Origin of the sequence: Bacteroides sp. AM07-18 (genome assembly GCF_003602695.1) — a bacterium.
Lineage (GTDB): Bacteria > Bacteroidota > Bacteroidia > Bacteroidales > Bacteroidaceae > Bacteroides > Bacteroides uniformis.
Map to the genome: position 1 here is coordinate 1 of NZ_QTLM01000024.1, position 22,857 is coordinate 22,857.

13 protein-coding genes and 1 pseudogene are annotated in these 22,857 nt (G+C 46.1%); 4 read left to right on the forward strand and 10 right to left on the reverse strand.

Features of this window, described 5'->3' with window-relative positions; genetic code table 11:
• The coding region (locus tag DW096_RS18400) for an SGNH/GDSL hydrolase family protein (RefSeq protein ID WP_305000184.1) at positions 1 to 340 on the forward strand (340 nt) is incomplete at its 5' end.
• 218 nt (positions 341 to 558) lie between these two features.
• On the opposite strand, the gene DW096_RS18405 is transcribed toward DW096_RS18400, so the two are convergent.
• From DW096_RS18405 to DW096_RS18425, 5 genes are all read right to left on the reverse strand, one after another.
• Positions 559 to 1,797 (reverse strand): ABC transporter permease, encoded by a 1,239-nt coding sequence (locus tag DW096_RS18405; protein ID WP_005829766.1) that lies wholly within the window; start codon positions 1,795 to 1,797, stop codon positions 559 to 561.
• Positions 1,797 to 2,978, reverse strand: a complete 1,182-nt coding sequence (locus DW096_RS18410) for an ABC transporter permease (protein ID WP_080650777.1) — start codon at positions 2,976 to 2,978, stop codon at positions 1,797 to 1,799. The genes DW096_RS18405 and DW096_RS18410 overlap by 1 nt, the downstream gene beginning before the upstream one ends.
• Before the next feature lie 24 nt (positions 2,979 to 3,002).
• Positions 3,003 to 3,992 carry an HlyD family secretion protein gene (locus DW096_RS18415; protein WP_016273128.1) on the reverse strand — a complete coding sequence of 330 codons (990 nt, stop codon included), beginning with the start codon at positions 3,990 to 3,992 and terminating at the stop codon, positions 3,003 to 3,005.
• Between the two features lie 45 nt (positions 3,993 to 4,037).
• The gene (locus DW096_RS18420) at positions 4,038 to 5,504 is read right to left on the reverse strand and encodes a TolC family protein (RefSeq protein WP_008664221.1); all 1,467 of its coding nucleotides are present in this window, start codon (positions 5,502 to 5,504) and stop codon (positions 4,038 to 4,040) included.
• A gap of 121 nt (positions 5,505 to 5,625) precedes the next feature.
• Positions 5,626 to 6,504, reverse strand: coding sequence for a hypothetical protein (locus DW096_RS18425; RefSeq protein ID WP_057281569.1), 879 nt, complete (start codon positions 6,502 to 6,504; stop codon positions 5,626 to 5,628).
• Positions 6,505 to 6,734: 230 nt separating this feature from the next.
• On the opposite strand from DW096_RS18425, the gene mdh reads away from it, so the two are divergent.
• Both mdh and DW096_RS18435 read left to right on the forward strand, forming a co-directional pair.
• Positions 6,735 to 7,676, forward strand: a complete 942-nt coding sequence (gene mdh, locus DW096_RS18430) for a malate dehydrogenase (RefSeq protein ID WP_005829779.1) — start codon at positions 6,735 to 6,737, stop codon at positions 7,674 to 7,676.
• 95 nt (positions 7,677 to 7,771) lie between these two features.
• Entirely contained in the window at positions 7,772 to 11,029 is a 3,258-nt protein-coding gene (locus DW096_RS18435) for a S41 family peptidase (RefSeq protein ID WP_057281570.1), read from the forward strand.
• Positions 11,030 to 12,553: 1,524 nt separating this feature from the next.
• On the opposite strand, the pseudogene DW096_RS19635 reads toward DW096_RS18435, so the two are convergent.
• The 4 genes and pseudogenes from DW096_RS19635 to DW096_RS18455 all read right to left on the reverse strand — a co-directional run.
• Positions 12,554 to 13,615, reverse strand: a pseudogene (locus tag DW096_RS19635) (glycoside hydrolase family 105 protein); the annotation flags it as partial.
• 172 nt (positions 13,616 to 13,787) lie between these two features.
• Complete coding sequence (locus tag DW096_RS18445; protein WP_009037857.1) at positions 13,788 to 15,404, reverse strand: RagB/SusD family nutrient uptake outer membrane protein; 1,617 nt, start codon at positions 15,402 to 15,404, stop codon at positions 13,788 to 13,790.
• A gap of 21 nt (positions 15,405 to 15,425) precedes the next feature.
• Positions 15,426 to 18,665 carry a TonB-dependent receptor gene (locus tag DW096_RS18450; RefSeq protein ID WP_120028837.1) on the reverse strand — a complete coding sequence of 1,080 codons (3,240 nt, stop codon included), beginning with the start codon at positions 18,663 to 18,665 and terminating at the stop codon, positions 15,426 to 15,428.
• A 106-nt stretch (positions 18,666 to 18,771) separates the two neighbouring features.
• On the reverse strand, positions 18,772 to 19,791 hold the full coding sequence (locus tag DW096_RS18455; protein WP_016273122.1) for a FecR family protein: 1,020 nt from the start codon (positions 19,789 to 19,791) through the stop codon (positions 18,772 to 18,774).
• Positions 19,792 to 19,944: 153 nt separating this feature from the next.
• Here DW096_RS18455 and DW096_RS18460 point away from each other — a divergent pair, with 153 nt between their 5' ends.
• Positions 19,945 to 20,493 carry an RNA polymerase sigma-70 factor gene (locus DW096_RS18460; protein ID WP_005829791.1) on the forward strand — a complete coding sequence of 183 codons (549 nt, stop codon included), beginning with the start codon at positions 19,945 to 19,947 and terminating at the stop codon, positions 20,491 to 20,493.
• A gap of 69 nt (positions 20,494 to 20,562) precedes the next feature.
• Here DW096_RS18460 and DW096_RS18465 read toward each other — a convergent pair whose 3' ends face one another.
• Positions 20,563 to 22,773: a glycoside hydrolase family 3 N-terminal domain-containing protein gene (locus DW096_RS18465; RefSeq protein WP_057281572.1), complete on the reverse strand. Its 2,211-nt coding sequence runs from the start codon at positions 22,771 to 22,773 to the stop codon at positions 20,563 to 20,565.
• Between the last annotated feature and the right edge of the window lie 84 nt (positions 22,774 to 22,857).

The following is a 22,857-nucleotide window of genomic DNA, read 5'->3' on the forward strand; positions in this document are numbered from 1 at the left end:
AAGAAGGACGCTGAAGAGCTTAGTTGCGGATTTGAGGTATACCACTATCCGCAGCAAGCATCCCGATACGCCTGTCCTTTTCGTGGAAGACCCTCTCTTTACCCACTCTCCTTTTGACACCAGGATTGCCAAGGAGGTAAAGGACAAGAATGAGACATTGAATGCCTTTTTCCGTTCTTTGAAGCAACGTGGAGAGAAAAACATCTATTTCCTTGCTTCCCGTGACATCATCGGCCACGACGGGGAGGCTACAGTAGACGGCATTCATTTTACCGATTTGGGCTTTATGAGGTATGCTGAGATACTTTACCCGATATTGGAGAAACACATGCGACCGTAATTAGGTATTACAACCGTTTGTCTGTTTGCTGCCTTGCCGATGCTGTAGGGCAACTATTTGTTTCCTTTAACAAAACAGTCTGTTTCCTATAAGGGAACAGACTGTTTCAATATGGCGAACAAACTGTTTTTATATATTGGAACAAATTGTTCTGATACGCTGAAACAAAGTGTTCAAACGCATGTGAACACTTTGTTTCGTAGGCTTGGAACAATGTGTTACGCTTCTATACTCTTATGCTTCTTATACTCTTCAATCACATGTTTCCTGCTCTGCAATATCTGCCAGCGATATACCAGGCACGTGGTGATGAAGTAGAAGCCCGTTTGTATCCATAGTGCTTGGTACTCGAAAGAGACTTCATTGAGTGTGGCTCCCATGCTGTTGATGCGTACGTAGCCGTTGATGCCGAAGGTAGAAGGGAAGATGTACGAGAAGTACTTCCAGAAAGCGGGCATAGCAGCTCCCGGCCATGAAATGCCGGAGAGGAACAGCAGCGGCACGGAGGTGAACACGAACAGCAGCATGCACGTTTCGCGGTTGCGGATGGCAATGGATGCTGTCATGGCAAAGAAAATACAAGCGGCCAGGTAGGGCAGGGTGAACAGAGTCAGGACACCGGGTATCGCTATTTGGTTGAGGCTGAAAAGCCATGGAACCACACACAGTATATATACCGATACCAGTGAATATACCATGAAGTAGCTCAGCCCTTTTCCCATCACAATGCGTAGTGTGCCGTTGTAGTGGCGGTTGATAGGCACCAGGTCGCGGAAGCGGTTCTGCTCGCGTGCCGTCCCGGCAGACAAGCCGATGCCGAGTAGCAGCGTTTGCTGGATAATCAATACCAATACTGCCGGAATCAGGAAAGCGGCAAATCCGTTGGTCGGATTATAGAGGGCGACATCCTCATACTCTATCGGGTAGGCGGTAATCTCGTCTTGGCGGTCGGTGGTATTGGCGCTTCGCTCCACTTTGATGTCTGCGTTCATGGCGAGCGACACGTTGGTGTTGGCAGTCAGCAAGGCTTTGTAATACAGCAGTCCGCTCATGTCGCAGAAGATGCTGACCTGCGTCTGCTTACCGCGTACAATGTCGTCGCTGAAGGTGGAGGGGATGTAGATAATGCCGTATGCCCTGCGGTCCTTCAACATCAGTTTGGCTTCTTCCATATCGGCGCAGTAGCTCACGAGGCTCACTTCGGGACTGGAGTCCACTTTCCGCAGGTATTCGCGGCTCAACGAGGAGCGTGAGTCATCCACCACGACAGTGGGCACTTCGTGGATAGTTTCGTTGGTATAGATGAAAGCGTATATCAACGGATAGACCAACGGAACGAGCACGAAGAAGATGAGCACGCCCTGGTCGCGGAAGGTGGTGCCGAATTCCCGTTTCCATATATAGAACAAGTCATGAATGCCTTGTATCACTTTCTGTCTGAACGTCAGGTCTTTCATTAGGGCATGTATTTATAGTAAACCAACGCTCCTTTCAGCCTATGGGCTATAAGGAACGGGAGCATCATGAAAATAAGCAGCGCTACGTAGTTGACCCACGAGTAAATCATGGGGTATCCATTCAGTGCCTGGTCCACATAAATCAGGAAATAGTGGCGCAGGGGGAACAGATTTGCCAATGCCTGCAATACGGGGTGCATGCCCATGGCAGGGAATGACAATCCGCACATGGAGAAAGAGAGTACGCCCCATAGGGAAGCGAAACTGAGTCCCAGACGCAGGGTAGGCAGGGTTCCTATCATCAATATTCCCATGCCTTGCGATGCCAGCACCAGGCAAAGGGTGGCAAGCAGCATCGGCAGGATGCCGCTGTTGCAGGGAAAATGGAGGAAACCGTAGAGGTATACATTATATAATATTCCCATCAGGAAGAAGATGGCGGTATGCGGCAGCAGTTTGCCGGCAAGGGAAATCCAGATGGAGTTGTTGCCCATGCGCAGCCATTCGCGGGCGGTGCGGTCTTTTATCTCGACTCCGATGGAATAGACGGTTACCATGAAGATAAGCAGCATCAATACGCCCGGTGCAAAGGTGTTGCACAGATATACGGAGTAGTTCAGCCACGGGTTATTGAGTGGATGCGTATCTATGACGATGGGTTGGAGGAAGGCCATCGCTTGTTCCTCGGTAGCTCCTTTGGCATATAGGGTGCTACGTGCTGCGGCACCGGATGCCAATTCGCTCATCATCTTCATGTCCTTGAAGAGGAGTGAACCTGCGATGAGCAGGGTATTGTTTGTATAGAAAGAGAGTTTGGGCTGCCGTCCGGCCTGCGCTTTGGCAGAGGTACCTTCGGGAATGTAGAAGAAACCGTAAATCTCTCCGCGCTGCATGGCGGTACGGGCTTCGTTGACGGTAGGGTAGCGGGCGACGACGGCTGTCTGCTCAAAAGCGTCCAAGTTACGTATCAGCTGGCGTGAAGTGGCACTCATGTCTTGGTCCACCACACCTACGGGCATGTCCGTGGGAAGCCCGGAGTCCATCAGCGTGGTGAAGAATATGTAGCAGAACAACGGTGCTATCACCATACAGAACAGATAGAGCGGGCGGGAAACAAGACGGCGGCATTCGCGTCTTGCTACATTCCACAAAGCCGTATGTTTCTTATTTCTTTCCATCATCCTCTCCAATAACTCATAACTCCTTTACTTCTTCAATACAACACTCATTCCCGGACGCAGTCCTTCCACCTTCTCTTGCGGAGCGGCTTTTACTTCGAATGTTTTCAGGTCGAACTGGCCGGTAGTCTTGGTCGCTTTCCAGGCGGCATATGTGCCGAGGTCTTTCATATAGTACACTTTCAGGCGGATATTCTTATTGAGTGCAGGGATGAACGCCTCGAATTCGGTATTCATACCCAACCCTTGCAGCAAGTCCTCGCGTACATTGAAGGTTACCCACATATCGTCCAGAATGGCGATGTTCATAATGGGAGCACCCGTGCCCACGAGCTCGCCTACTTTGGGGAATATCTCGGATACCTCACCGGCAGTCTGTGCAATCAGGTAAGTTTCCTTGATGTACGATTCAACTTCGGCCACAGCTCCTTTGGCACGTTCCACCAAGGCAGCGGCAGCGGCTTTGTCCTCGCGTTCCGCACCGTTCTTGGCCATATCATACTGGGCTTTGGCGGCTTTCTCCGTAGCCCGGGCTGCATTGCGTTGGGCGGTAACTTCGTCAAGCTTTTGTGTAGACATCACGCCTTGGTCGTGCAGGTTCTTCACACGCGTGTAGGATTTTTCGGTAATCTCCAGTCCGGCCAGTGCCTTTTGCCACATTTCATAGGCAGCTTGTATCTGTTCCCGACGGGCGCCTTTCAGAGCTTTTTCGTTCTGGGCTTGGGCTGCCGATTCGGCGGCGCGTGCTTGTTCCAGTTTGGCCTGCACGTCCGGAGCCTCCAAAATGGCAAGGGTGTCTCCGGCTTGTACGCTTTGTCCCTCTTTTACACGAAATTCCAGAATACGTCCCGGCACTTTGCTCGATACTCGATACTCCGTTACTTCTGCTTGTCCTTGCACAATTTCCGGCCCTTTACGCAACATGAAGAAACCTACAAGGGCAACGATGGCAATCACTCCCGTCAGCGTGAGGAATGCCAACAACATGTTACTGTTTTGTGATTTTGTATCCAACATATTATTTACTATTTGACTGTTTACTATTTACGATTGAAGAAACTATCAATTATCAATTGTCAATTCCCCCGTTGCCTTTCTCAGATAGATTTCCGTCAGTTTTACGTCAATCTGTGCGTCTATCTTTTCCGATTGGGCAGAAAGCCATGCGGTGTGCGCTTCGAGCACATTGCTGGCAGGTATAACGCCTTCCTCAAAGCCAAGTGTGGCGTATCTCAGGTTCTCGTTGGCTTTTTCCAGGTTCTTTTCGGCCATGGTCAGTTTCTTGGCAGCTTCGTTCACTTGGAAAGCCGACTGGTTGACCTGCAGCTCTATCTTTTCTTTGGCGTCATCCAACTGGTATTGGGCGATGCGTGCTTCCGATTTGGCTGCTTTTACTTTATAGATGCCTTCGCCCCAGTGCCAGATGGGTACCGACACCATGACACCCACATTCCACATCCCCTTGAACTTTTTCTCGAAACTGTTGAAGACGGAAGGGTTGGTTGCCATATAGCTGCCCATTAGTGCTATGGAAGGAAGATATTCCGAACGGGTGACATTTACTTTCTGCTTATAAATCTGCGTGGCAAGTTCCAGGCTACGCACTTCGGGACGGGTAGCATAAACATTGTTGATGTCGATGGCACCGTTTTCCGGAGTAGTGGGAGCCAGGTCTTCCTTCTGTTCGTCTGTGAGCATGACGGGAGTGGAAAGGTCGAGACCACACAATTGGCACAGCAGCATCCGGGCAAGGCTCAGGCCATCGGTTACTTTGGTCAGGGTCATTTCGGCCTCATTCACTTTTACTTTGATGGAGAGTCCGTCTGCTTTGGTGGCAACGCCTTCGGCAATCATTTTGTCAACGTCGCTGTCGAGCTTCTGCAGTAGTTTCAGATAACCTTCTGCCAGCTTCTTTTTATGGGCAAGGGACACTACCTGCCAATATGCCTGGTCTGTACTCAGGATTACTTCCTGCATACCGGTGTTGTGCTGCTGGCGGGCCAGCTCTTCGGCGTATTTGGTAATTTTGTTGTAGGCACGTATCTTGCCGCCCATATATAGGGGTTGGGTCAAGGTCAGTGCGCCCGCATACATATTGCGGGTGTCTGTACGAAAGGCGTCAACCAAGGATTGGCCTGCACCGTCGAGGGCACCTACCAGGCTTTGTCCTAAAGCCGGCAATTGGCCTGCCAGTTCTGGATGAAGCTGTGCGATGACTTGGGCAGCCTGCTGTAACGGTCCGCTGAGACTTGTACCCAATCCGGACAAGGCTCCTTTCTGAGCGTCGCTGAGGATGGACAACTCTTTTTGACTGCGCATATATCCGCCGCTGGCCGAAATGTTGGGAAGGTAATTAGTAAATGCCGCTTTCCTTTGATAGTGGGCAGCGTTGATTTTTTCCTGGCTTATCAGCAGTTCTTTGTTGTTGGAGATTGCCAATGCACGGCAACTATCCAAGCTTAATGCTTCCTGGGCCTTCATGGGGAAGGATAGGTATGCCAAACAGATGAAACAGAAGAACTTTTTCATTGGGCTATACATTAATTAAGGTGATGAATCTGTTGTTTATACAGCAACAATAATTGCATAAACAACGATGCAAATGTATAGGCTTTCAATGATATTGCAAAATAATTTAGATTTTTTTGTATTAATTCAAGCTGAATGATTGCGAACCGATAAGGGTACCGTCAGCAAAAATGTCTACGCGGTAGGTGCCTGCATAGAGGTATTCTTCTACATCCCAATATACGGTGACGGCTTGCTCTTCTCCGTTGTATTCTATATACTTCTTGATGGAATATACCAGTTCCCGGTTCTCGTATGGGAAGGTGTTCGAGGAACTTTTGGTCAGCACGTTATTGTCCGGTTTGGTGATGCGGATGTAGAGGGTACGTTCGCCGGTCTCTGCAGTGATGTTTTTCACGATGGAGAAGTTTATTTTGAACTTCACGATGTCTTTCACCTTCTTGGCAGTCTTGCCGCGTTTGTTTGTGGGCTGCACAGAGATGTTGGTGGCGTCCAGTTGGGCGGCAAGTGTCACGGTCTTGGTAAGGTTCTTCTTCTCTTCGGACAAGTTGCTGATTTGCCGGGAAGCGGCGTTGTACTTCTTGGTGACATCGGCTATGATTTCCTTCTGTTGAGCAGTCAGGCGGTTCAGCGAGTCAATCTGGTTGATATAGCCTATCATGACTTTGCGGAGAGAGGCCAGTTCCTTCTTCAGACGGCGTATCTCGGTGGCATTGCTGCTCTTCACGGTGCGGAGTTCTTCCAATAAACGTTGGGTCTTCAATTGTTCCTGCTCTAAGAGTACGGAGAGGGAGTCGTTGGAGACTGTCAACTTCAGTTCGTCATATTGTCTGGCGAAGTCTGTGTATTGATTTTCAAGGTCTTCTTTATCCAGATTGAATTCCATCACCAGTTCCTTGTTGGTTTGCTTTTCGGAAATCAGCAGAATGGTAACTCCTATTAATAATAAGATAAGGAGGCTGCCTGCCACGATGAGAAGTGTATTCTTCTTAACTGCCATTTTTGATAATGATTAATGGTTAAGTGATTAATGGTTGGTGGCTGATTATTCGTCCTACATTCATTAATCGTCCGCAAAATTAATCATTAATCATTAATCATCGTCCACTAATCATTGGCTAAATGTGTATTTAACTAAAATTATTACGGAAATATTTCTCTAATTACGAAGTTCGCTGTACTTTTGCGTCATCTTTAAAGAACACTTATAAACAAAAAACTTTAGAAATTATGTCAAAAGTAACCGTAGTAGGTGCAGGTAACGTAGGTGCTACATGCGCTAATGTGTTAGCCTTTAATGAAGTGGCTGACGAAGTGGTAATGCTGGACGTGAAAGAAGGCGTTTCAGAAGGTAAGGCAATGGATATGATGCAGACTGCTCAACTGCTGGGCTTCGACACCACTGTTGTAGGTTGTACCAACGATTATGAGAAGACTGCCAACTCCGACGTTGTAGTGATTACTTCCGGTATTCCCCGTAAACCGGGTATGACTCGTGAAGAATTGATCGGTGTTAATGCAGGTATCGTTAAGTCGGTTGCACAGAACATCTTGAAATATTCTCCGAATGCTATCCTTGTGGTTATCTCCAACCCGATGGATACCATGACTTATCTGTCATTGAAGTCTCTGGGCTTGCCGAAGAACCGTATCATCGGTATGGGTGGTGCTTTGGACAGCTCTCGTTTCAAATATTTCTTGTCTCAGGCTTTGGGCTGCAACGCCAACGAAGTGGAAGGCATGGTTATCGGTGGTCACGGTGATACTACCATGATTCCGTTGGCTCGTCTGGCTACTTACAAAGGACAGCCGGTAAGCACACTGCTGAGCGAAGAAAAACTGAACGAAGTGGTAGCTTCTACTATGGTAGGTGGTGCTACACTGACTAAGTTGCTGGGTACTTCTGCATGGTATGCTCCGGGTGCGGCAGGCGCTTATGTCGTTGAGTCTATCATCCACAACCAGAAGAAGATGATTCCTTGTTCAGTATATCTGGAAGGAGAATACGGTGAATCAGACATCTGTATCGGTGTTCCCGTAATCCTTGGCAAGAACGGTATCGAGAAAATCGTTGAACTGGAACTGACTGCTGACGAAAAAGCTAAATTTGCTGCCAGCGCTGCTGCCGTTCACAAGACAAATGCCGCTTTGAAGGAAGTAGGTGCTCTCTAATTGAGGGTAACTTAAAATGATAAGCAAACCTCACGGTCTTTTTCCGAAAGGAAAAGTCGTGAGGTTTTTTTTATTCTCCAAAAACAAGAATCATTATGAAAAAACTACTATTAGGTATTGCTGCCGTTTGCCTGGCTGGTTTTACTTTTGCGCAGGATGCTCCGCTGTGGATGCGTCATAGTGTCATCTCTCCCGATGGGACCACCATTGCTTTTACGTATAAAGGAGACATCTATACGGTGCCGGTTGCCGGTGGACGTGCCATGCAGATAACTACCAATCCCGCATATGATACGGCTCCGGTATGGAGTCCGGACAGTAAGCGGATTGCTTTTGCTTCGGACCGTATGGGAAGCCTGGACGTCTACATTGTGGCCAAAGACGGAGGCGAACCACGACGGCTGACTACCCACTCGGGAAGCGAAACGCCGCTTGCTTTTACAGATGCCGGACATGTCTTGTTCTCTGCGGGCATCATGCCGTCTGCCGAGGCTGTTGTCTTTCCCTCTAACGGGCAGTTCAATCAGGTCTATCGAGTATCAGTGGAGGGAGGGCGCCCGACGATGATTTCGTCCATGCCTATGGAGTGCATCTCCATCAATAAGGAGGGAGCGATGTTGTATCAAGATAAGAAAGGTTACGAGGACTACTGGCGTAAACATCACGTATCGCCCATTGCCCGTGACATCTGGATGTATACTCCGGGAAAAGAACCGCAGTACCGCCAGCTGACCACTTTCGGAGGAGAAGACCGTGAACCGGTTTGGGCTCCTGATGGAAAAACATTCTACTATCTGAGTGAGGAAAACGGCTCTTTCAATATCTACCGACGTACTCCCGGAGATGCGAAGGCCGTGCAGTTGACGCACTATACCAAAAATCCGGTACGCTATCTCAGTGCCGCTACGGACGGAAGGTTGTGCTATGGATTTGATGGTGAGATTTACACCCTGCTTCCCGGTGGAGAAGCGCAAAAGGTGAACATCAGCATTGTTTCCGACAGAAACGACAAGGATATTATCCGCCAGATTAAGAGTAGCGGTGCCACGGAAATGGCAGTGTCTCCGGATGGTAAGGAAGTGGCTTTCGTTTTGCGCGGCGATGTCTACGTCACTTCAGTGGAATATAAGACTACGAAGCAGATAACGAATACTCCTTGTCAGGAACGTACCGTAGACTTTGCCCCCGATGGGCGGACACTGGTTTATGCTTCCGAACGTGGCGGGCTTTGGCAACTTTACACTTCGACGATTGTGCGTAAGGATGAAAAGCTGTTTACCTATGCCACAGAGCTGAAGGAAGAACGCTTGACAAACTCGGATGCCGCTTCTTTCCAACCCCAATACAGCCCTGACGGTAAAGAGATTGCCTTTCTCGAAAACCGCAGCACCATCCGTGTCATCAATTTGAAGACAAAGGATGTGCGTACCGTTATGGATGGCAAGTATCAATACTCTTATTCGGACGGTGACCAGTGGTTTCAGTGGAGTCCGGACAGCAAATGGATTCTTTCGGACTATATCGGTGTAGGTGGATGGAACAACAAAGATGTTGTGCTGCTGAATGCCGATGGCAAGGGTGAAATGGTGAACCTGACCGAGAGCGGATACAACGATGGCAATGCCAAATGGGTATTGGGTGGAAAAGCCATGATTTGGACCAGTGACCGTGCGGGGTATCGCAGCCACGGCAGTTGGGGAGCCGAAGACGATACTTATATCATGTTCTTTGATGCTGAAGCATACGACCGTTTTTTGATGAACAAGGAAGAAACCGCTTTACTCGAGGAAGCGGAGAAGGCAGAGAAGGAAAAAGCCGGGAAGAAAGACGAAAAGGATGCCAAGAAGAAAAAAGGGGATGCCGACAAAGATAAGGAGAAAAAGGTAGAGCCGTTAAAGTTCGACCTCGCAAACCGCTTTGACCGTATTGTACGCCTGACCGTCAACTCCTCGCATATGGCAGATGCCATGCTTTCTGCTAAAGGGGATAAACTCTATTATCTTTCTGTTTTCGAGGATGGGTACGATCTTTGGGAACACAATCTGAAAGAGAATGTTACAAAAGTTCTTTTGAAGAAAGTAGGTGCAGGCGCTTTGCAGCCTGACAAGGAAGGGAAGAATATCTTCCTTTGTGCCCGCGACGGAATGAAGAAGATAGAGATTGAAGGCAGCAAGATTTCTCCAATTGAATTTGAGGCTTTCTTCGATTACCGCCCTTATGGTGAGCGTGAATATATCTTCGACCACATCTGGCAGCAGGTAAATGATAAGTTCTATGTGGCAGACTTGCAAGGTACGGACTGGAATGGATACAAAGAAACTTATAAGCGCTTCTTGCCGTATATCAACAATAACTACGATTTTGCGGAAATGCTGAGTGAGATGCTGGGTGAATTGAACGGTTCTCATACGGGAGCGCGTTATTATGCTTCGGGCGCAGCACTTCCTACGGCTGCTTTGGGAGTGTTCTATGATGAAGCTTATGCGGGCGATGGATTGAAGATTAAAGAAATTATAGCTCAGAGTCCATTGACGAAGAAAAAGACGGATGTCAAGCCGGGCTGTATTATCGAGAAAGTGGATGGTGTTGCCATTAAGGCTGGCGCTGATTATTTCCCGTTACTCGAAGGTAAGGCAGGCCGCAAGGTGATTCTCTCGGTCTATGATCCTGCTACCGGAAAGCGGTTTGAAGAAACCTTGAAGCCCATATCTTACGGTGCCCAGAATGAGCTGTTGTATAAGCGCTGGGTGGAAAACTGCCGCAAGAAGGTGGATGAATATTCCGGCGGACGCATTGCTTATATTCACATCAAAGGTATGGATAGTCCGAGCTTCCGTAAGATTTACTCCGATTTGTTGAGCGAAAGCAGTCGTAAGAAAGAGGCTGTTGTGGTGGATACCCGCCATAACGGAGGCGGATGGCTGCACGAACAAGTAGCGACGTTACTTAGCGGCAAGGAGTATGAACGCTTTGTGCCGCGTGGCCAGTACATCGGCAGCGATCCTTTTGACAGATGGCTGAAACCTTCGTGTATGCTGGTTTGCGAGGATAATTACAGCAATGCCCACGGTACTCCTTTTGTGTACAAGACGTTGGGTATCGGTAAGCTGATAGGTGCTCCCGTGGCAGGAACCATGACTGCTGTCTGGTGGGAAAGCCAGATCGATCCAAGTATTGTATTCGGTATTCCGCAGGTAGGTTGCATGGATATGCAGGGCAACTATCTGGAGAACCGCACGTTGCAGCCTGATATCCTGGTCTATAATGAACCGGAAGCTGTTTTGAAGGGAGAAGATGCACAGCTGAAAGCGGCGGTGGACCACTTGCTGAAGAGGTTGCCGCAAAAGAAATAGATGGATTGGACTTTATAAACAAGAGGCTGAATTCAATCTTGAATTCAGCCTCTTGTTTATAAAGTCGATGGGGTGTCTTATTTATTTTACAGTTACTTCTGACAGTTTTAACCAACCAGAATTAGTGAAGGTTCCCTTGGCAGAGATATCCAGCCCCTTAACATTGCTTCCATTGCCTTTGGTTGTATCGACTAAAGCTACTGCCCAGGTATAGGTTCCTTTTTTTACCCCGTGAAGTTTGGGAGTGAACTCATAGGAAGTGGGATAGCCTTTTATCCAGACGGATAAATCAGTATTGTTGTCCAGATAAGAGTAGACTACTTGATTGTCTTGGTTCAATAATGCGAAAGCTACTTTATACTTTTGGTTCCATTGTGGTATATTGGTTGGGCAATATCCCCAGCCTAAGTTGTTCCAGCGATGTACTATCTTTATTCTTGAACCACTCTTCATTTCTTTGGGAACTACAATGGAATCGGGATATAAACGATAACCTCCTTCGGAGATGAAACGCTCAACCAAAGGATAGGCATCACGGAACCAACTCATGGTTTCGTCTCCTACACGGAAATCCATCATGTTGACATGAGCTTCCTGACCGTCTTCAAATTCTCCGATACGCACATCTTTGGCTGTTTTGTAACCGCTCGGGTCATTGTGATAAGGGTGCTTGCTCACAATCCATCCACCTTCCAGTAGAACCGGGCGTTTCATAATCCAAGGTTTCACATAGTTTCGCTCCCACTGGCCGTAATACTCTCTCATTCCGAAAGCATCATGACGTAAGGAAAAGCCTTTCTCGCAAGCGCTGTCCAACAAGCGTTTACTATCGGGATCAAAATTCTCCTCACCTGCCCAGTCTTTGCCTGCACCCATCCAACGATGGTAGTTGATAACTAAAGGTACTTTGGTGAAGTGTTTGACGTAGAGGTCTGTAATCCAATTGAACACAGCTTCCCGGTTCTTGGGGTCAATGTACTTCATAGTGTGTGCCTCACCCCATTTGCCAAGACCGTAGCCGTCTATAAATTCCACCAGGTCAGGGTCATTGTATTTTTGGGCAAATGCTTCTATGAACTTTGCATATTTCTCCTGGAAGATAGGGTCATCAGGATAGGGAGAGCGTTTTCCATTGTCTGTATAGTATTTGGCTCCTGCATCGAATACATAGGCCGGAGTGGCTTCATTTTTTCGGTCGCGGCTGTCGACAACTACACGGAAAGAGAGACGCATACCTCTGTCGAGTGCCCCTTGAATTACTTTTTTCAACTTTTCGTTGGTATCCCAGCCGTAGACTCCTTCGGCGGGATTGAAGGTACTCCAATGCGTACGGATATAGAGTGCGCGTGCATAATCGGAGATTTTCACGGTTGTTCCTTTTTCCGGTACATAGATATGGTCGTATTTCTTCCAGAAGTCATCGCTGACATTCTCATTTGCATAAACAACCCAACCACTTAAAGGGTTTCCCTGCATGGTTTTTCTGTCTGGCCAGATTTTTATATAATCAGCTTCCGTATCTACAGCCATCTTGTATATCTGGCATCCTGCTGCAAGAAACGCACCGACACCGTAAACTTCTGTCATGTCACGCGTCACTTTACGGGGGTCGGCACCGATAGGCTGTACCCAGCCAAGTTTACCGCTTGCATCTACAGCATCGGTCAGTGCCTTCCAGCCTTTTATAATGACTGGCATGAAATCGTCTTCATTCAAGAGTCCCGCATTTACGCCATAGGCCAACGCATATACAAAGAAACCGGTGGAACTGGTTTCGGGAGAAGGATAAGAAGCCGGATCCAGAAGGCTGGCATGCCAATAACCGTCTTCGTTCTGCAATCCGGCGATACGTGTGCATAACCGGATAAACAGTTCTTCGTAATAAGCGCGTTCCATCAAGCCTTTGGGCAACTCCTGCAATACTTCTGCCAGACCGGCCAGTACCCAGGCATTTCCACGTCCCCAGAACACCTTTTTGCCATTGGCTTCTTTTTTACCGAAATAATGCCAATCGCGGTAGAAAAGGTTCTCTTCCTTATCGAATAGGTATTCGTAGGTAGCCCGGTATTCATTGTCCATGAATTGGAGGTATTTCCGGTTGTTGGTTTCACGGTATAGCTTGGCATAAACCGGGGGGGCCATAAACAAGGCATCACACCAGGTCCAGCGTTCTAGGGTTTTGTTGTCACCATACTCCAGTTTGAATGTACCGTTGGATGGATGGTTGACAATCCATTCCGTACGTGCCAGGGTAGGAGCCAGTATTTCCTCTTTTTTATATTTACGGTATAAGTCAATGAATGATTGGGAAACGGTTATATCGTCTGCATGGTACAACCGCTGATGGGGTTGCCAGCAGTTTCGTCTTCCTATTTTATAGAGCCATTGATAGTAGGTGCTGTCATTGTACTCCTCTTCTGCCAGTTTAGCCCAATCTACCATACCTACATAAAGTGCTCCATTGGTCCAATCCAGGTCGTGGTGTTCGTGGGCAGTGTTAGGATTGGAAATTTGCCAGTCTGCCACTTGCTTCATTTTCTCTTTTACTTCCTTTTTGCTGCATGGCACTTGTGCCATGATTGCCATACTGATAAACAGAAAGGCTGCTGCTGTTAATTGTCTGTGTATCTTCATGATTGTTTATTGATAAAATTAAGGGAATTGCCTTTGTTCTCAATGGACGCGGACAATTCCCTTTATGAGAATCTTGAAAACTATCTTTTTACCTTTATTCGTGTTTTATTTTGTCTTTGTGCTGTTAATATCCTTCGTTTTGCGGGAATTCTGCACCCGTATTTGAATCGATTATGCTCTGAGGAATCGGCCATAATGTGTGGTAATCACGCATAACGGGCCCCGATTCTGTATTGTATTTGCGGGTACGCTCCAATAATTTGCCGGTACGGCATAAGGTAAAGCGGCGTGATTCTTCACCTACCAACTCGCGGATACGTTCGTCCAGCAAGAAGTCCATGGTCATTTCACTGTCCGTAATTTCAGGAGCATGTGCGCGACGGCGTACAACATTGATTGCTTCGCGGGCACCTGAAATATCGTTCAACCCCAACCTTGCTTCGCAGAGTAAGAGATAAGTCTCGGACAAACGGAACTTCATGCGGTCACGGTAGGAACCGGTCAAAGAAAGGTTTTCGGAACGGCCATAGAAGAATTTTGTCAGAGCCGGATAAAGACGGAAGGTGGTAAACCATGTTTCGTCTGTAATCGTGGCTTTTTTACCATAAAGGTCGGGCATGTTCTCGTTGTTGTAATACCAGTTACGTTTGATGTTGTATTCGGAATTACGAATGTCTTCTTCATCAAAGAAACCGGTATCTTCTCCAATCCACCATTTCATTGGTACCAATTGCGACAAGCCGCGGCCACCCAGTGAGTCTGCCAAAACAAAACCGGTAATCTCGAAGTATTTGGGTTCCCAGGCACGGCGTGTCCAGTCATCGGAATTTGTACCGCCACCAGTAGTGTTATATTCAAACTGCATGACCCAAATGCTTTCCATATTGCCGGATGTGCGATTTTGGTTGTTTTCAACGAATAGGTCGGAGAACACATCGCCGTTTGCTTTTGCCTTTTCACCGAAGCGGTCTTCCATCAAGTGGAAATATCCGCTGTTGATGACATTCTCTGCAGCAGTTTCAGCCTTTGCATAATCACCCTGCATCAAGTAAACCTCACTTAGTAAGTGTTCTGCCGCCCATTTGGTCAGCTTGCCGACTTTTACGGCATCAGGGTCAGTAGGCAGGTTCTCGACAGCAAACTGAAGGTCTTCTACCATGTGGGCAATAACCTCTTCCTTCGGTGTACGGGTAAAATCGATTCTGAACTGATCTTGAATCTTGTCTACATAAGGAACGTCTCCATACAGATAAACCAATGTACGGTATGCATAGGCGCGGAAAAAACGTGATTCTGCCTGATAGAGCGCCTTGTCTGTGCTATTATCCCAGTTCGTGTTTATTTCCGAGTATTTCAACATCTCATTGGCTCCTGCAATCAGACTATAAGCCCAGTTCCAGTAGGAGCCTACAATACCGGTATTTGGAGTTAATGTCAAGAAACCGAACGGTTGGATAGAACCGTCTTTGGTACCCATGGTAGCAAGGTCAGTGGCAATCTGTAATGCTTCGTAAGGGCAAGCGGCATTGTGCATGAAGGCACCGTTTTCACCCCAAGTGTTGTATTCAGAGCGTGCTTCGGCATAAAGTCCGGTAGAACCTACTTCGAAACCATAGGAACTTGTATATGTGTTGTCCGGAGCCAGTTCACTTTTCAGTTTCTCATCCAGAAAGTCAGAGCAACCGGTAGCAGACAGAGCTACTAACAGAGCTAGAGTTGCTTTTGATATATAATTTTTCATTGTATATATATTTAAGTAAGTTTAGAATGATAAGTTCAGTCCAAGTACGTAGGAACGTGCAGTCGGGTAAGAGGCAAACCAACTGTTGTCATAGTTCAATACGCTGCGTATGTCACAGAATGTATAAGGATTCTCCACACTGATATTGACTCCCAAACCGCTCAGTCCCAATTTCTTTACAAAATTCTTTTCAAAATTGTATCCTAAAGTGATATTCTTTATTTGGATGTATGTAAAGTCTTTGTAATAGCTGTGTCCGTCGAAGTTGTTATATGCTGGAGAAGCATATTTGGAATTGGTGTGTTCCGGTGTCCAGTAATCGGCATTATGCAGATAGTTGTATAAGTTGTAACTCCAACTTCCGATATTGGCTTCGTTCAACTCACGTGTAACTTTGAAGGTTCCATTCAGTAAGAATGACAAGTAAAAGTTCTTGTAAGTCAATGTATTGCTCATAGACATGAGGAAGCTTGGATTCTTTGAACCGATGATAACTTTGTCATTGGAGTCAATATAACCGTTTCCGTCTGCATCTTTCACTTTGGCAGAACCTGGTTTGGCACCTTTTTGGATCTCTTTTTCTGTACCGTCTGCTGTGGTATAGGTGAATTTGTCACCTTCCTGCCAGATGCCGTCGACGTCATAGTCGTAGTAAACTCGCAAGGGTTTGCCGATGAACCATTTATTGGTGATATCATCTTTTTTGTCACCATGTAGGTCTACAATCTTGTCACGGTTCAGTGAAAAGATGATTCCGGTGCTCCATTCGAAGTCCTTATTACGTATGTTGACGGTGTTCAAGGTAAATTCAACACCTTTATTGCGTGTTTTACCCACATTATCCCAAATGGTTTTATAGCCGTTCATGATAGGAACAGTACGTTTCATCAGCAAGTCTTTTGTGTTGGCGACATACATTTCAATGTTACCGTTGATACGGCCGTTGAAGAATGAATAGTCGATACCGACGTTGAATGTTTGGGTTGTTTCCCACTTTAGATTCGGATTTCCGACACCGTCGTTGGCCAGATAAGCACCGTTGACACCTGCTCCACCGTCACCCCAGATATAGTTTGTGAGGTGCAGACGGTCCAATGTCTGATAGGGGTTGATGGCTTGGTTACCGTTAGAACCATAAGATACGCGGAGCTTCAATTGGTCCAGCCAGTTTTGTGCATTTTCCATAAAACTTTCGGAAGCAATGTTCCATGCAGCAGCCACTGACGGGAAGAATGCATACTTGTTGTTTGCACCGAAGGCAGAATAACCGTCGGAACGTCCGGTCAGGGTCAACATATATTTTCCTGCATATGAATAATTCAAGCGAAGCATATAAGACAGCATCGAGGTTTCTGATAAACCAGAACTTACGGTTTTATTCTTTTCACCTGCATTGATGTTATGATAACTGGAATCATCGTTTACAAAACTTTCGGCGCTTGACTTGGAAGTCTTTTTCTGAGTTTGTTGTACACTGAACAAACCTGTAGCGTCGAAACGGTGCTTGCCAAATTCACGATTATATTTGAGCAGATTTTCCCAAGTGTAATCCCAGTAGTGTTCATTGTTGATGCTGGCTTTTCCGCTGGCTGTTCTACCGTCTTTGGTGTCACGGCCATAGTATGTGCCGGTAAAGTCGCTACGATAGTTGTAACCAAAGGTTGTACGGGCTGAAAGACCTTTTACCGGCAACAGAATGTCAGCATAGGTGTTGATGAAGAAGTTACGTCTTGTTTGATCTTGGTCGGCATTGACATTGGCCATCGGGTTAATAATCAGGGATTGGTCCATAGGTTCTTCATAATACTTGCCGTTTTCATCTTTGTAGATACCATAAGGACTTTGCTTTACAGCATGTTCAATATTCGGGGTTATACCACCGCCATCTCTTTGAATAAATTGGGTCTGTATACCAATAGTCAGCCATTTGTTTAATACTTGTGTGACATTCAAATTGATATTGTAACGTTTCATAGCAGAATTGTAGACTACACCTTCTTGATCCAGATAGGAAACTGCCCCCATATAAGTGGTGCTTTCAGTACCTCCGGAAATGCCTACTTGATGTTCCATGGTAAATGCATTGCGGAAAATATAGTCCTGCCAGTCGTTTGTAACGCCTTTCTTGTAATTTATAAGTTCGCTGGCACTCAGAATATTCTCAGGAGCCAATTGGTCTCCGCTCCATCCATCTTTCAGGCGTGCAATGTCTTGTTTAAATGTGATGTATTCGTCTGGAGTCATCACATCAATAGTCTGTTGGGGTTGCGACATTCTGAACTGCCCTTTGTATGTAACTTGGGGTGCACCTTTCTTGCCTTTCTTTGATTGAATCAAGATAACACCATTGGAACCGCGTGAGCCGTAGATAGCTGCTGCGGAAGCATCTTTCAAGACACTAAGGCTTTCGATGATGTTTGGGTCAATATCACTCAAAGAACCATTGTAAGGAATACCGTCCAATACAATAAGCGGTGCATTGTCAGCACTTAATGAGTTTTCACCACGTACACGGAGGGTTTGGTCTGCCCCCGGTTTCGCATCACCAGTAGTTACGCTTAAGCCCGGAATTTGTCCTGCGAGACGGTCCATCAAGTTACTGCTATTTATCATGTTCAGTTTCTTCTGGTCTACTGATACCAGACCTCCAGTCAGGTCGGACTTACGCTGTGTACCATAGCCGATTACCACGACTTCTGCCAGTGTTTTACTGTCTTCCACTAACTTTACGGTACTGTTTCTACCAGCTTTTACAGTCTGTGTCACATAACCGATATAGGAGATTTTGAGATTACTCCCTGCCGGTGCGTTGATTGTGTATTTTCCGTCAAGATCTGTAATGACACCAGTACTGGTTCCTTCCACCATGACATTTGCTCCGATAATCGGTTCACCACTTTCGTCAATTACTGTACCAGAGATGTTCTGTGGTTGTCCGGATATTGCCTTGTTATTCTTTCCGGTATATAAAATAATGTGTGTTGCGTCGATTTCAAATTTAACATTGGTCCCTTTCAATAAGGCTGTTATTGTCTTATTAATAGTTTCATTCTTAACATTCAAGCTGACTTTCTGTTTGATGTCTATTTGCTGCGATTCATAGAAGAAAGTGTATCCGCTTTGCTTTTCCACTTTTGGCATAGCCTCTGATAATGGGATATTTGTGAACTTCAGTGTGATCAGTTTCTCTTTCTTTTGTGCAGAAACCGGGGCACATAGAAATACCAGTATAAGAATGATGAGTTGTTTTCTTATATCCATAATTGTCTTAAATTTAAAGATTAATGTAGGTGTTTACTTTTCGTTAATTATTAAATAATGTGCATTTCTCATTTGTTTGGCATAAGTTTTTAATTTTGTTACTGTTTCATTTTACTTTTTGTTTTGTGTCTGCAAACGAAATTGTCAACTCATTCTCTTCGTTAAAGGTATATTTCATAGGTTGGATGCGTGCCATGATGCGGAGTATTTCGTCCAGCGGTTCGCTACGCAACGTAAACGTATAGAAATATTTATTGGATAATGTAGGATCCACGTCTATCTTTACCCGATACCATTTAGAAAGCAGTTTGCAAATGTCTCCCAATGAACGGTTTCTGAATACGAGTTGTGTATTTGCCCACGAAGAGGCAAAATGTACATCATCTTTTTCTACCTTAAGTGTCAGGGTTTTCCGATTAAAAGTAGCTGTTTCGCCCGGTTTGAGGAAACGGTTCTCTGTCTCGGTTTCCAAAGAGACGGACCCTTCTACCAAACTCACCAATGTATTTTCCGAACCGGGGAATGCATCGACATTGAATTTGGTTCCGTGAACTACGATACGCATACCTTCTGTCTGCACGATAAAAGGTTTGTCAGCATCGTGTGCTACATCGAAGTAAGCTTCACCAGTTACATTTACGATACGCTCATCCTTATTCATTTGTGATTCGTATTGCAAAGAGGTCTCTGTATGCATCCATACTTCGCTTCCGTCAGGAAGGAGAACCTTAGACTTACCCGACAAATTAGAGTATAACTGCGGCATGGCTTCAGGCTGTCCGTTAAGGAATCCTATGTAGAATGAGCAACCGATGGCAACAGCTATACATGCAGCTACTGCGTAGCGGTATATCCGTTTCAGTTCGAAGCGTTTCTTTGCAGGTTTTTCAGTCTGCTTAGGCTCGCTGGCGTGCATACGGTTGGCAAGTTCATTCCAATAATATTCGGTATTGGGCGTGTAGTTTTCTACATTTGCCTGAATTTTTTCCCATAACAGTTGCAATTCCTTGAATAACGCTTCGTTGTTACTGCTGCGTAACCAAGTCTCCAATTGCCGCTCTTCGTCTGCGGAAATTTCCTGTTTCAACTTAGGAATGATTAAATTCCAAGGAACACTTTTTTTCATGATCATGATGTTTTTATAGGCCTTCACTTATATGACACATCACTTGAGTTTAACCCTTATTCCGATTCCAATTATTTTTTTAATAAATTTCGAGGAACAAATAATATTAGTATCTTTGCCGCTCAAGAAGCCCTTATCTAATATAACTTCGATATGCCTGCAGAAGATGATATCCTATTGTTACAGTTAATCAAACAAGATGACGAGAAGGCTTTCAAGCACCTTTTCGATACTTATTTTGTTTCACTCTGCCGCTTCATGTCCCTTTATCTGAGAGACAAGCAGGAGATAGAAGAACTGGCCCTTTCTATCTTTATGAATTTGTGGGAGGGTAGGGCCGACTTGACTCTTAAAATCTCATTCAAGGCTTATCTTTTCCAGTCTGCACGTAATCGTTGCCTGAATGCTTTACGCGATGAAAAGGATACGGTTCCCATCGAGGGAGGAGAAGAATATGGATATGCTCTTGCTGCTGATACTTCGGTGGAGATGGAAGAACTGAATCGATTGATTGAAGAAGCTGTTTGTTCCCTTCCAGACAAATGTGGGCAGGTTTATCGCAAAAGTAGGGAGGAAGGGAAGACTAATCAAGAAATTGCCGGGGAAATGGGTATTTCTGTCAAGACAGTGGAGGCCCAAATAACCAAAGCCTTGAAGCATATCAAGAAATTTTTAGGAGAACAGTATACTTATTTGTTCTAAAATAGAAATTGCAGGCCATCTGTCTTTTAGAATGATGAAAGGAGGATGGCCTGCAATATAAAAAGAAGATTAATCTATAACCGTGAATTTTACTTTCTGGTCTTTCACTATTACATAATATTCTCCATTCTCAAGGAAATGTTCACCATTGGCATTTACAAAACCAAGATCACGCATCGGGTCTATTTCAAAGCGGAATATATGTGTTTCACCTGCTTTAATTAGTTGCTTTTCGAAGTGCTTCAACTCTTTGCATGGACGGGTAATCGTGCTAAATGGGTCTGAGATAAACCAATGCACCACTTCTGCACCGTCACGTTTGCCTACATTGGTGACTGGGATTTCCATTACCAACTTTTCACCGCGTCTGATGGTTTCTTTGGGCAAGTTGATATTACCATAATTAAAGGTGGTATAACTCAAGCCGTATCCGAATTCATACAGTGGGGTAGAGGGGAGGTCTTGATATTTGCCACTTTGTGGACGGGCTGTTTTGCGCTGATTGTAATAGATTGGAATCTGTCCGGTGGAACGTGGAAAAGTAATGGAAAGCTTGCCCGAAGGATTTACCCGGCCGGACAAGACACCTGCCAATGGTTTACCGCCAGGTACTCCCGGTTGCCACATTTCAACGATGGCGTCACAGAGAGGTTCCACTTTAGAGAGTCCCAAAGGACGTCCGTTAGCCAGTACCAGAACAATCGGTTTGCCTGCTTTCTTCATTTCAGCAATGAATTTCTCTTGAATGGCAGGCAGTTCTATGATGGAACGCGATGCGTTTTCGCCACTCCACTTTTTCTTTTCACCCATACAGAGTAGAATGACATCTGCTTTCCGGGCTACAGCCAGTGCCTCACTGAATTTGGAAGTGTCGTTACCGTCGAAATCACAACCCTCGGTATAAATCAGTTCAGCCTTGCCTGCAAATTCTGCATCCAGCGCCTTTTTGATGGGGAGGACATCTTCTGCATGTCCATGTCCATACCATGACCCCAGGAGCTCGGCACAGTTTTCTACCAGAGGCCCCATGACGGCGATAGTTGGCTTGTTCCCGTTTGCCAGAGGGAGTACCTTGTTTTCATTCTTCAGTAGAACAATGCTCTCTTCTGCCAGTTTCTCTGCAATAGTCAGGCTTTGTGGAAGGAGGAAGCGCTCTTTTTCTGTAGATGTCGGGGTGTAGGGATTGTCAAAAAGTCCAAGGCGGAATTTGATACGGAGCACGCGTTTTACTGCATCGTCCACCAGTTGCATGCTTATTTTACCTTCTTCCACCAGCTTTGCCATATGCCTGTCATAGCAATGCCCCATCATGTCCATTTCTAGGCCGGCGTTGAAAGCCAGACGGGCAGCTTCTTTGCGGTCGGCAGCATGGCCCTGGTCAATAAGTTGCGGTACTGCAGACCAGTCTGAAACAACAAAGCCGTCGTGTTTCCAACGGTTCTTCAGAATTTCTGTCATCGTGTAATGGTTGGCGCTTCCGGGAGTGCCGCTGATGTCATTGAATGAACTCATTAAAGTTGCGGCACCGGCTTTTACGCCAGCTTCATAGGGAGGAATATAGGTGTCCCACAGAGTCTGATTGGAGATTTCCGTATAAACATAGTCACGTCCTGCTTCAGAAGCGCCGTATCCGATATAATGTTTAAGGCAGGCGGCTACTCGCTTGCTGTCGGACATGTCTTCACCTTGGTATCCTTTGATGGATGCGACACCGAATACAGCATTGGTATAAGGGTCTTCGCCATAGCCCTCTGCAACACGTCCCCAGCGTCCGTCTCTTGCCACGTCAATCATAGGGGAAAAAGTCCAGTCTACCCCGGACATGCGTGCTTCCTGGGCGGCAACGGCACATGCTTGTTCTACCAATTGGGGATTCCAAGAACATGCTTGTCCCAAAGAGATGGGATAAATGGTACGGAACCCGTGGATGACGTCGTATCCGAAAAGGATGGGGATACCCAGACGTGATTCTTCCATTGCTTTTCTCTGAGCCTCGTTACGCAGATTGGCATCTTCATCAAAATAAATGAGGGAGCCTAATGTGGCAGGAATTTTTTTTACTTCCTCACCACGATTGTTCTCGTTGTTATTCCGCCCCAAAGTGTACTGGTTGAGTTGTTGTACCTTTTCTTCCAGTGTCATTCTGCTGACCAGGTCATTTACACGCTCCTCAATGGGAGCTTTGGCATCTTTGTAGATGGGTTGCTTTTTGTCTGCAGCCATTGCTCCGGCCAGGCAACCACTTAAAAGGAGGCAACTGATAAATGTTAGTTTCTTCATGATATATATAATTATGCTATTCTCATTAAATAAGACACGTTTTTCGGAATCTGCTCCTACACAAAGGTCGTTTTTTTAAGGAAT